This window comes from Nocardioides mangrovi (assembly GCF_020073815.1).
GTDB classification, from domain to species: Bacteria; Actinomycetota; Actinomycetes; order Propionibacteriales; family Nocardioidaceae; genus Nocardioides; species Nocardioides mangrovi.
On record NZ_JAIQZJ010000031.1, the window covers coordinates 1 to 10809 of the forward strand.

12 protein-coding genes are annotated in these 10809 nt (G+C 73.4%); 5 read left to right on the forward strand and 7 right to left on the reverse strand.

Features of this window, described 5'->3' with window-relative positions; translation table 11 throughout:
- Positions 1–33 precede the first annotated feature (33 nt).
- From K8U61_RS24605 to K8U61_RS24615, 3 genes are all read right to left on the reverse strand, one after another.
- A complete protein-coding gene (locus K8U61_RS24605) occupies positions 34–327 on the reverse strand; it encodes a DUF4193 domain-containing protein (protein WP_224125660.1) in 294 nt (97 codons plus the stop codon).
- A gap of 192 nt (positions 328–519) precedes the next feature.
- Positions 520–1368, reverse strand: coding sequence for an inositol monophosphatase family protein (locus tag K8U61_RS24610; protein WP_224125661.1), 849 nt, complete (start codon positions 1366–1368; stop codon positions 520–522).
- On the reverse strand, positions 1365–2459 hold the full coding sequence (locus tag K8U61_RS24615) for a ferrochelatase (RefSeq protein WP_224125662.1): 1095 nt from the start codon (positions 2457–2459) through the stop codon (positions 1365–1367). The genes K8U61_RS24610 and K8U61_RS24615 overlap by 4 nt, the downstream gene beginning before the upstream one ends.
- Before the next feature lie 67 nt (positions 2460–2526).
- On the opposite strand from K8U61_RS24615, the gene K8U61_RS24620 reads away from it, so the two are divergent.
- From K8U61_RS24620 to K8U61_RS24630, 3 genes are read left to right on the forward strand one after another with little or no spacing between them, the layout of a single operon-like run.
- Positions 2527–3735, forward strand: coding sequence for an MFS transporter (locus K8U61_RS24620; RefSeq protein WP_224125663.1), 1209 nt, complete (start codon positions 2527–2529; stop codon positions 3733–3735).
- Positions 3732–5381 carry an AMP-binding protein gene (locus K8U61_RS24625; RefSeq protein ID WP_224125664.1) on the forward strand — a complete coding sequence of 550 codons (1650 nt, stop codon included), beginning with the start codon at positions 3732–3734 and terminating at the stop codon, positions 5379–5381. Before K8U61_RS24620 ends, K8U61_RS24625 begins: the two co-directional genes overlap by 4 nt.
- Before the next feature lie 14 nt (positions 5382–5395).
- Positions 5396–6700: a D-arabinono-1,4-lactone oxidase gene (locus tag K8U61_RS24630; protein WP_224125665.1), complete on the forward strand. Its 1305-nt coding sequence runs from the start codon at positions 5396–5398 to the stop codon at positions 6698–6700.
- Here K8U61_RS24630 and K8U61_RS24635 read toward each other — a convergent pair.
- Positions 6697–7332, reverse strand: a complete 636-nt coding sequence (locus tag K8U61_RS24635; RefSeq protein WP_224125666.1) for a trimeric intracellular cation channel family protein — start codon at positions 7330–7332, stop codon at positions 6697–6699. The two genes, K8U61_RS24630 and K8U61_RS24635, sit on opposite strands and share 4 nt — an antisense overlap.
- Positions 7333–7458: 126 nt before the next feature.
- On the opposite strand from K8U61_RS24635, the gene sepH reads away from it, so the two are divergent.
- Complete coding sequence (gene sepH, locus K8U61_RS24640; protein ID WP_224125667.1) at positions 7459–8493, forward strand: septation protein SepH; 1035 nt, start codon at positions 7459–7461, stop codon at positions 8491–8493.
- A gap of 17 nt (positions 8494–8510) precedes the next feature.
- On the opposite strand, the gene K8U61_RS24645 is transcribed toward sepH, so the two are convergent.
- Both K8U61_RS24645 and K8U61_RS24650 read right to left on the reverse strand, forming a co-directional pair.
- The gene (locus tag K8U61_RS24645) at positions 8511–9146 is read right to left on the reverse strand and encodes a hypothetical protein (protein WP_224125668.1); all 636 of its coding nucleotides are present in this window, start codon (positions 9144–9146) and stop codon (positions 8511–8513) included.
- 49 nt (positions 9147–9195) lie between these two features.
- Complete coding sequence (locus K8U61_RS24650) at positions 9196–10011, reverse strand: sulfurtransferase (protein WP_224125669.1); 816 nt, start codon at positions 10009–10011, stop codon at positions 9196–9198.
- 16 nt (positions 10012–10027) lie between these two features.
- On the opposite strand from K8U61_RS24650, the gene K8U61_RS24655 reads away from it, so the two are divergent.
- Positions 10028–10681 (forward strand): thymidine kinase, encoded by a 654-nt coding sequence (locus K8U61_RS24655; RefSeq protein ID WP_224125670.1) that lies wholly within the window; start codon positions 10028–10030, stop codon positions 10679–10681.
- On the opposite strand, the gene K8U61_RS24660 is transcribed toward K8U61_RS24655, so the two are convergent.
- Positions 10678–10809, reverse strand: a 132-nt coding sequence (locus K8U61_RS24660; RefSeq protein WP_224124405.1) for an integrase core domain-containing protein, incomplete at its 5' end; no start/stop codon positions are given. The genes K8U61_RS24655 and K8U61_RS24660 overlap by 4 nt on opposite strands.

Here is a 10809-nt window from a genome sequence, read left to right on the forward strand (position 1 = left end):
CCCTTCCGTCTCGTTCGTCCCTGACCGGTCCGGTCAGGCGGCGCAGTCGCGGCAGATCATCTTCTTGGTGTCGGCCAGCTGGCTGCGGTGGTGGACGAGGAAGCAGCTCATGCAGGTGAACTCGTCCTCCTGCTTCGGCTTCACCTCGACCGCCAGCTCCTCGTGCGACAGGTCAGCGCCCGGCAGCTCGAACGACTCAGCGGCTTCCGCCTCGTCCTCGTCGACCTTGCCGGAGTTCTTGTCGTGGCGACGAGCCTTGAGCTCTTCGATGCTCTCCTCGGACTGCTCCTCGTCCGTCTTGCGCGGTGCGTCGTAGTCGGTCGCCATGTGTATCTCCACTCTGGGAGCTCCTGCTCCCCCACGTCTCTTCGTCCTCGTCGGCGTCGGCAGATTGTGCACCATGAACGTTCCAAACCGCACACCGGTTCGACGCCGGAGACGGTGAACATCTCGTGAAACGGCCCTATTCCCCCCGAAACGGGTGATCATGCGGGTGAGGCCGGGTGAGCCGGGACCCGCTCAGAGCCGCTCAGCGGCCGCGAAACCGGCCGCGAAACCGGCCGCGAAACCGGCCTCGTGGACGAGGTCGAGGACCTCGTCGAAGCTGTGAGCAGGCGCACACACCAGCAGCGTCCGCCCGCCGACCCCGGTGCCGGTCCAGGTCCGGGCGCCCGCGATCCGCGCGATCAGCCCCGCCGCGGCGTAGTCCCAGCTGTTGACGCCCTCCTCGACGTAGGCGTCCATCCGGCCGTCGGCGACCAGGCAGACGTCGAGCGCGCACGAGCCCAGGCGGCGTACGTCGCGCACCTGCGGCAGCAGCCGCGTGACCGCCTGGCCCTGCAGCACCCGGAGGTCGCGGTCGTAGGAGAAGCCGGTCGCGACGAGCCGCTGCCCCATCGGCACCGCCTCGCGGACCGCGATCGGCTCGCCGTCGCGGGTGGCGGTCGCCGCGGCCCCGGCGTCGCCGAGGTGCCCGACGTACTCCGTGCCGGTCGCGACCGCGATCACCACGCCCGCCACGACCTCGCCGTCGACCTCGGCGGCGATCGAGACGGCGTACTGCGGGAGCCCGTAGAGGAAGTTGACGGTGCCGTCGATGGGGTCGACGATCCACCGCACCCCGGTGCTGGAGGCGATGTCGTCGCCCTCCTCGCCCAGGAAGCCGTCGCCGGGGCGGGCGGCCAGGACGAGCCGGCGGATCAGCTCCTCGCTGGCCCGGTCGGCCTCGGTGACGACGTCGACGTCGCTGGACTTCGTGTCGGCGACCGTGACCGTGCCGGCCGCCCGCTCGCGGACCAGCGCGGCCGCCTCGCGGGCCACGTCGAGGGCCAGCCCGGCGAGGTCGGCGGGACTCGTGGCGGCGCTCATGCGCCGGCCAGCGCGGGTCGGTCGGCGCGCGGGTTGGGGCAGCAGCCGACGGCGCACCGGTCCCAGCAGGCGGGGAGGTCGCCGACGGCGGCCCGGGCGACGTCCTCGCCGCGCTCGACGGCCGCTCGCTCGAGGAGCAGGTCCCGGACGGCGGCCACGAAGCGCGGGTCGACGCCGGCGGTCGCGGCGCGCGCGGCCGGCAGGCCGAGCTTCTCCGCGGTCGCCATCGCCTCGGTGTCGAGGTCGTAGACGACCTCCATGTGGTCGGAGACGAAGCCGATCGGCACCATCACCACCGCCGGGACGCCGTCCGCGTGCAACTGCTCGAGGTGGTCGTTGACGTCCGGCTCGAGCCACGGGATGTGGGGTGCGCCGGAACGGGAGCAGTAGACGAGCGCCTGGCGGTGCCGGCGGCCGGTCTCCTGGCGGACCCGCTCGGTGACCTCGCGGGCGATGCTCTCGTGCTGGGTGACGTAGCCGTCGCCCTCGGGCCCGCTGCCCTCGGCCATGCTGATCGGGATCGAGTGGGTGACGAAGGCCAGGTGCGCGCCGTCCCGCACGTCGTCCGGGAGCTCGGCCAGCGCGGCCAGGGTCGCGTCGACGGCCGGCTCCACGAAGCCGGGGTGGTTGAAGTAGTGGCGCAGCTTGTCCAGGACCGGCGCGTTCTCGACGCCGCCGTCGACGGCGTCCGCGGCGGCGAAGAGGTTCTCGCGGTACTGCCGGCACGAGGAGTAGGACGAGTAGGCGCTGGTGACGAAGCAGGCCGCCCGACGGACGCCGTCGGCCGCCATCTGCCGCACCGTGTCGGTCAGGTAGGGGTCCCAGTTGCGGTTGCCCCAGTAGACCGGGAGGTCGATGCCCGCCCCGGCGAGGTCCTCGCGCAGCGCGGCCAGGAACTCGCGGTTCTGGTCGTTGATGGGCGACCGGCCGCCGAAGAGGAAGTAGTGCTCCCCCACCTCCTCGAGCCGCTCCCGCGGGATGCCCCGGCCCCGGGTGACGTTCTCCAGGAACGGCACGACGTCCTCGGGCTTCTCGGGTCCGCCGAACGACACCAGCAGCAGGGCGTCGTAGGGGCTCACGTCTGCGGTCATGACCTCATCCTAGGAAGCGCCCGATATCGATTCGTGCGCGGGCGAGCGCCACCGATAGCGTCGGGCGGTGTTCACGTCGTACGGCCGGATCCTGCGTCACCCCGGCGCGCTGCGGATGTCGATGACCGGCCTGGTCGCCCGGCTCCCGATCTCGATGGTCGGGCTCGGCATCGTGCTGCTCGTCTCGGCGGCGACCGACTCGTACGGCGTGGCCGGGGCGGTGTCGGCGGCGTACATGTTCGCCAACGCGGGCTTCGCGATCCTGCAGGGGCGGCTGCTCGACCGGCTCGGCCAGGGCAGGGTGCTCGCGGTGGCCAGCATCGGCTTCGGCACCGCGGTGGGGTTGCTGGTCGCCGCCGTGCAGGCGGACTGGCCGATCGTGCTCACCTACCTCTTCGCCGCGGTCGGCGGGGCGTTCCTCCCCCAGGTCGGCTCCTCGGTGCGAGCGCGGTGGTCCTTCGTGCTCGACCAGCCGGCCGACGTGCAGACCGCGTTCGCGCTCGAGGCGGTGCTCGACGAGGCGGTCTTCATCCTCGGACCGATCCTGGTGGCGGTCCTCGCCACGACCTGGCACCCGGTCGCCGGCATCGCCGTCGCCGTGGTCGCCTGCGTGGCCGGGACGCTGACCTTCAGCAGCCAGACCAGCACCGCACCCCCGCCGCACCCGCGCGAGACCTCGACCGGCCCGCGGACCCCGATGCCCTGGCGCGCGATCGTCCCGCTGGCCGTGGTGTGCGCCGCCCTCGGGGTGCTCTTCGGCGCCGCCGAGGTGACGACCGTGGCCTTCGCGGAGGAGCACCACCACAAGTCCGTCTCCGGGCTGCTGCTCGCCCTCTGGGCGGCAGGCAGCCTCACCTCGGGCGTGATCACCGGCGCGATGCACTGGCGTGGCGGCCCGTCGACGCGGGTCCGGTGGGGCTCGTTCGCGATGGCCTGCGCCATGGTGCCGCTCTTCTTCGTCACCGCGCTGCCGGTGATGGGCGCGGTGCTCTTCGTCGCCGGCTTCGCGATCGCGCCGACGATGATCGCGTCGATGTCGCTGACCGAGGCGGTGGTCCCGGCGGGCCGGCTGACCGAGGGCATGGCGATCATGCAGACCGGCCTGGTGGCGGGCGTCGCGCCCGGCGCCACGCTCAGCGGGCTGGTCGTCGACCACCAGGGCGCGTCCGCGGCGTACCTCGTCTCGGCCGCGGCCGGGCTGGTCGCCGCCGTCGCGGCCCAGGCGCTCCCGCGCACTAGAACGCGTTCCACTCCGGAGGTACCCTCCGCGGCGTGATCTCCACGCTCGCCGGGCTGCTGCTCGCCCGCGCCGACGACGACGGGCCGGCACTGCTCTTCGAGGACGCGACCTGGTCGTGGCGCGAGCTGCTCCGCGAGGCTGCGGTCCGCTCGGCGGCCCTGCAGGAGCTCCGGCCGGCCGACGGGCGGCCGTGGCACGTCGGGGTGCTGATGGACAACACGCCGGACTACCTCCTGCTCGTGGCCGCCGCCGGGCTGTCCGGCGCGACCGTGGTCGGGATCAACCCCACGCGCCGTGGCGCCGAGCTCGCGGCCGACGTCCGCTCGACCGACTGCGCGGTGATCCTCACCGAGCCCGACCACCTGCCGCTGCTCGAGGGTGTCGACCACGGCGCGGGCACGGTCCTGGCCGCCGGGACCCCGGCGTACGACGACCTGCTGCGCCGGCACGCGGACGCGCCCGTCGCCGCGACGCCCGAGGCGCTGGACCCGGCATCGGTGCTGCTGCTCCTCTTCACGTCCGGCTCGACCGGTGCGCCCAAGGCGGTGATCTGCACGACCGGGCGCTTCGCGCTGCTGTGCCAGGTGACGCCGCTGCAGCTGACCCGCGACGACGTCGCCTACAACGCGATGCCGATGTTCCACGGCAACGCGCTGATGGCGTCGTGGGGGCCGTGCCTGGTGCACGGGGCGACCTTCGCGCTGCGGCGCCGCTTCTCGGCGTCCGGCTTCGCCGACGACGTCCGCCGCTTCGGCGCGACGTACTTCAACTACGTCGGCCGGTCGCTGTCCTACGTGCTCGCCCAGCCCGAGCGTCCGGAGGAGCGGGACAACCGGCTGCGCACCGGCTTCGGCACCGAGGCCTCCGCGCGCGACCGGGAGGAGTTCGAGCGCCGCTTCGGCTGCCCGCTCGTCGAGTCCTACGGGTCCTCGGAGGGCACCTGCTCGATCCGGCGGACGCCGGAGACGCCGGAGGGCGCGCTCGGCCTCGCCGCCGAGGGCACGCCGGTCGAGATCATGGCGCCGGACGGGACGCCCTGCCCGCCGGCGCGGTTCGCGGACGACGGCCGGATGCTCAACCCCGAGGAGGCGATCGGCGAGATCGTCGCCACCGGCGCCGCGGGGCGGTTCGAGGGCTACTACGGCAACCCGGACGCGACCGCCGAGAAGATCCGGGGCGAGGACTACTGGAGCGGCGACCTCGCCTACCGCGACGCGGAGGGCTGGATCTGGTTCGCCGGCCGCTCCGCCGACTGGCTGCGCGTGGACTCGGAGAACTTCGCCGCCGCGCCCGTCGAGCGGATCCTCTCCCGACACCCCGGCGTCGCCGTCGCGGCCGTGTACGCCGTCCCGGACCCGCGCACCGGCGACCGGGTGATGGCCACGCTCCAGGTGACGGGCTCGCCCGCCGACTTCGACCTCGTCGGGTTCGCCGGCTTCCTCGACGACCAGCCCGACCTCGGCACCAAGTGGGCGCCGAGCCTGGTCCGCCTCACCCGCGACCTGCCCGTCACCGCGACCCGGAAGGTCGACAAACCGACCCTCAAGCGGCTCCAGTGGGGTGGCGCCGACCCGGTCTTCGAGCGCACCGCCGACGGCTACCGGCCGCTGACCGCGGACCGGGCCGAGGAGCTGCGGGCGGAGTTCGCGCGCCACCGGCGTACGGCGCTGCTGACGACCTGACTACGATCCGCCCCGTGAGCGAGTGGAGCAACTGGTCCGGCCTGGAGTCGTCGCGTCCGCAGCGGGTCGAGGAGCCGGCCGACGTCGCCGGCGTCGTCGCCGCCGTCGAGCGCGCCCGCGCCGAGGGGACCACGGTGAAGATGGTCGGCACCGGCCACAGCTTCACCGCGATCTCGGCGCCCGAGCACACGATGCTGCGCCCCGGCGGGATGACCGGCATCGTCGGCGTCGACCGCGAGGCGATGACGGTGACCGCGCTGGCGGGCACCCCGCTCAAGGACTTCAACGCCGGGCTCGAGGCGCTCGGGCTGAGCCTGCACAACATGGGTGACATCGCCGAGCAGACGCTCGCCGGCGCCACCTCGACCGGCACCCACGGCACCGGCGGCATCGCGGCCTCGCTCGCCGCGCAGATCGCCGGCCTCGAGCTCGTCACCGGCACCGGCGAGGTGGTCCGCGCGAGCGAGACCGAGAACCCCGACCTCCTGGAGTTCGCCCGGGTCGGGATCGGCGCCCTCGGCGTCCTCACCCGGATCACCTTCAAGGTCGAGCCGCTCTTCGTCCTGGAGGCGACCGAGACCCCGATGTCGTGGGACGAGGCGCTCGACGGCTTCGACGAGCGGGTGGCCACCCACCACCACGTCGACACCTACTGGTTCCCGCACACCGACCGGCTGATGTCGAAGACCAACGACCGCGTCGCCACCGACGTCACCGACATCGAGCCGCTCTCGCGGCTGCGGGAGTGGTGGGACGACGAGTTCCTGTCCAACACGCTCTTCGGCGCGCTCAACCACGTGACCAATCGGGCGCCGGCGATCATCCCGCGCTTCAACCAGGTCTCCAGCCGGCTGCTCTCGGCCCGCTCCTACAGCAACGTCGCACACCGGGTCTTCACCTCGCCGCGCACGGTCGTCTTCCGGGAGATGGAGTACGCCGTCCCCCGCGAGGCGGGTCTCTCGGCGCTGCGCGAGGCGCGCGCCGCGATCGACGCGTCCGGGCTGAAGATCACGTTCCCGGTCGAGATCCGGGTGACCCCGGCCGACGACATCCCGCTGTCGACCTCGACCGGCCGCGACTCCTTCTACCTGGCGTTCCACACCCACCGCGACGCCGACCACCTGGAGTACTTCGCGCTGCTCGAGCCGATCATGCGCGCCCACGACGGCCGCCCCCACTGGGGCAAGGTGCACACCCGGACGGCGGCCGACCTCGCGCCGGCGTACCCCCGCTTCGAGGAGTTCCTCGCCCTGCGCGACCGCCTCGACCCGGACCGCGTCTTCGCCAACCCCTACCTGCGCCGCGTCCTCGGCGACTAGACGCTCGCGGGCCCGGTCGGGACCGGCGCCTGCCAGTGCCGCCAGATCGCGAGCAGCCGCCAGGTCGTGCACAGGCCGCCGCCGATCAGCGCGACGGTCCAGTAGCTGAGGTCGGTGTGCGCGAGGCCGACGACGACGAACGCGCCGGCGAGGGCCGGGGTCGCGTAGAGCTCGCCGCGGAAGACCAGCGGCACGCGTGAGGCGAGCAGGTCGCGGATCATCCCGCCGCCGATCCCGGTCACCATCCCCATCAGGGCCGCCGGCACCGGACCGAGTCCGTAGTCGAGCGCCTTGAGCGCACCGGTGACGCAGAAGAGCCCGAGGCCGAAGGCGTCGAGCACGTTGATCGAGCGCTCCATCCGCCCGACGACCGGGTGGAAGACGAAGCCCAGCAGGCCGGCGGCGACCGGCACGATCAGGTAGCGCCAGTCCGCGAGCGCGGCGGGCGGCGTCGCCCCGATCAGGACGTCGCGCAGGAAGCCGCCGCCGAGGCCGGTGGTGCCCGCGAGCACGAGGACGCCGAACACGTCGAGCCCCTTGCGCACCGCGACCAGCGCGCCGGAGATCGAGAAGACGAAGATGCCGAGCAGGTCGAGCACGACCTGGGTGGTGCTGGGATCGGTGGTGGCCACCCGTCGACGCTAGTGGTTCGCGGGTTCGCGCCGGCCACCGCAACGGGTGTGACAGGAGTGACTCGTCCGGCACGCCGACCGGCTCCCCGACCGACGACCTCCGCTGGCGTAGGCTCGCGCTCACCGATGACCGCACCCATCCCTCACCCGATGCCCCCGATGCCCGAGGCCGAGCCCGGGCCGGCCACCCGGCCTGCGCCCGCGCAGCTCCGGCTCACCGGGGCCACCGACGACGGCAGCCAGCTCCGGCTCCTCGACGAGGAGGGTGCCGAGCACCTGCTCACGATCGACGACCGCCTGCGTGCCGCGGTGCAGGCGAGCGGCTCCCCCGCGACCCGGGGTGGCCGAGGAATGGAGAAGACGATGGAGAGCACCCTCCGGCCCCGCGACATCCAGGCCCGGATCCGGGCCGGCGAGACCCCGGAGGCGGTCGCCCAGGCGGCGCAGACCTCGGTCGAGAAGATCATGCCGTTCGCCGCCCCCGTGCTCGCCGAGCGCCAGCACGTCGCCGACCGCGCCCAGCGCTCCTCCGTGCGCCGCACCGACGCCGCCCCCGGCGGCGCCCGCACCCTCGGCGACGCGGTCGCCAGCCACCTGCGCGGCGCCAACGTCGACCCCGAGACCGTCGAGTGGGACGCCTGGCGGCGCGAGGACGGCCGCTGGTCGCTGACCGCGTCGTACGTCGCCGCCGACCGCTCCGGCACCGCGACGCTCACCTTCGACGCGCCCGGCAACTACGTCACCCTCGACAACGAGGACGCCCGCTGGCTGGTCGGCGAGGCCGTCGCCGCGCCCGAGCCGCCGCAGGACGACCTGCGCCACGCCCGCGAGCGCCGGCTCTCCGCCGTCATCCCCGACGACGAGCTGCCCCTGGGCGGTGAGATCGGGGGCGAGGTCGGCGACGAGCTGGGGGACGACGCCATCGACCTGGTCTCCGAGCAGCCCGTCGAGGCGTTCCTCGACGCCGAGCCGCCGACCGAGCCCGAGGTCGTGGCCGAGGAGGCCGAGCTCCGTGAGGAGGCGGCCGACGCCGCCGCCGAGGACCCCGAGCCCGAGGCGGAGCACGAGCAGCCCACCCGCCGCCCGGTGAAGAAGACCCGCGGCCGCGCGTCCGTCCCGAGCTGGGACGAGATCATGTTCGGCGGCGGGGACAACCGCTAGCCGACCCGCCGGGGGGCTCAGCAGCGGTCGCGCTCCACCCACCGGAGGTCGGTGTCGACGCTCGCCGTGCCGGTCTCGCCGTCGGCGGTGCGGTAGGTCGCCTCGACACCACCGATGTGGACGCCGTCCGCCCTGAGCGCGCGGGGGTCGAAGCGCAGGTGCAGGACCAGCAGCCCGGTCTCGTCCTCGATCGGGCTCCAGAAGACGACCGAGCCCATCTGGATCGTCGACAGCATCCGGTCGTTGATGCCCCGCCGCCAGCCGTCCCACCGCAGTGCCCCGCTGTAGTCGATGCGGCCGCCGAAGTTGACCGGCGGGACGGTGAAGCCGGGACCGATCGCCTTCGCGCCGTCCGAGTCGACCAGCCGGAAGTGGAAGCTGTCGAGGTCCTCGTGGGCGCGCCACATGACGTCGAACCACGCGAGGTCGAGGATGCGGTCCGCCGGCTCGACGCAGTCGTGCTCGCGGATGGTGCCCGTCGTCAGCTCGAGCGCCGGCTCCGCCTCCGCGACCGCACTGGTCGACGGGCTCGCCTCGGACGTGGCGCTCGACGGCGAGGCGCCCGTGCTCTCCGGCTCGTCGGGGTCGGAGGAGCAGCCGGCGAGGGCGAGCACACCACAGGCGGCGGCGAGGACGGCGCGGTGAAGGATCACGCCGACCGTCTTCCCCGACCGGCCGGGTCTATGCCGATCGGTGCGGGATCTAGGCGATCGGCCTCGACGGGTCGGTGATCCAGCCCGACCAGCTGCCCGGGTAGAGCGCCGCGCGGATCCCGGCGAGCTCCATCGCGATCACGTCGTGCGCGGCGGTGACGCCGGAGCCGCAGTACGCCGCGACCGACTCGGTCCCGTCGACCCCGGCGGCGGCGTAGAGCGCCTGGAGCTCCGCGGCCGACCGGAAGCGCCCGTCGACCCGCAGGTTGGTGCCCGTCGGCACGTTGACCGCGCCGGGGATGTGGCCGGCGACCGGATCGACCGGCTCGACCTCGCCGCGGAAGCGCTCGGGCGCCCGGGCGTCCACGAGCACCGCGACCCCGAGGACGTCCTCGGCCTCGACCACCGGCATCTGCCCCGGCCGGGCGGAGAAGTCGCCCCGGCTCGGCAGCACCGCGCCGGTCTGCACCTCGCCGCCCGCCTCGACCCAGGCCGACCAGGCGCCGTCGAGCACGCGCACGTCCGGGTGGCCGTGGTAGCGCAGCAGCCACCACGCACGCCCGGCGGCGAGGCCGGTCCAGTCGTCGTAGACGACGACCGGGCGGTCGTCGCGCACGCCGACCGCGCGCATCGCGGCCTCGAAGTCACCGGTCTCCGGCAGCGGGTGCCGGCCACCGTCGCCCGGTGGCGCGGCCAGGTCGGCGTCCAGGTCGACGTACGCCGCCCTCGGGATGTGTCCCTGCTCGAACTCCGGCCGCCCGGGCGGCCCGCCCATCCGGTAGCGGACGTCGAGCACGGTGACGGACCCCGGCCCGGAACCCAGCAGCTCGTGCAGGTCGGTGACGGAGATCAGCGGGGAGCCCATGAGAGGATTCTGCCCCGTGGCTGAACTGCACTTCTTCACCGGCACGATGGACTCGGGCAAGAGCACGCTGGCGCTCCAGACCAACCACAACCACGCGGCCCGTGGCCGGATCGGACGGCTCTTCACCACCCACGACCGGGCCGGCGAGGCCACGCTCTCCAGCCGCCTCGGGCTGACCCACGACGCCATCGAGGTCGGACGAGACTTCGACTTCTGGCGCTACGTCGTCGACTCGCTCACCCGGGGCGGTCGGATCGACTACCTCATCTGCGACGAGGCCCAGTTCTACACCCGTGCGCAGATCGACCAGCTCGGCAAGATCGTCGACGAGCTGCAGCTCGACGTCTTCTGCTTCGGCATCCTCACCGACTTCCGCACCCAGCTCTTCGAGGGCAGCGCGCGGCTGGTCGAGCTGGCCGACCGGATGCACGTCCTCCAGGTCGAGGCGCTGTGCTGGTGCGGCAAGCGCGCCACCCACAACGCCCGCACCGAGAACGGCGCGATGGTCGTCGAGGGCGAGGTCATCGTGGTCGGCGACGTCGACAAGATCGACCAGCCGCCCGCCGACGTCGCCTACGAGGTGCTCTGCCGCCAGCACCACCGGCGCCGGCTCACCGCCGCCCGCGCCAAGGCCGTCTCGCTCGCCCCGGAGCCGCTGCCCTTCGGCTAGTTGTAGTTCCCCGTGACGTTGTGAACGCGGTCGGCGGGAGTGAGGCCTCCGATGCCGGTATGGGGTCGGTGGTGATTGTAGAAGTGGAGCCAGGCGGCGTAGGTCGCTGCGCGGGCCTCGTCGGAGAG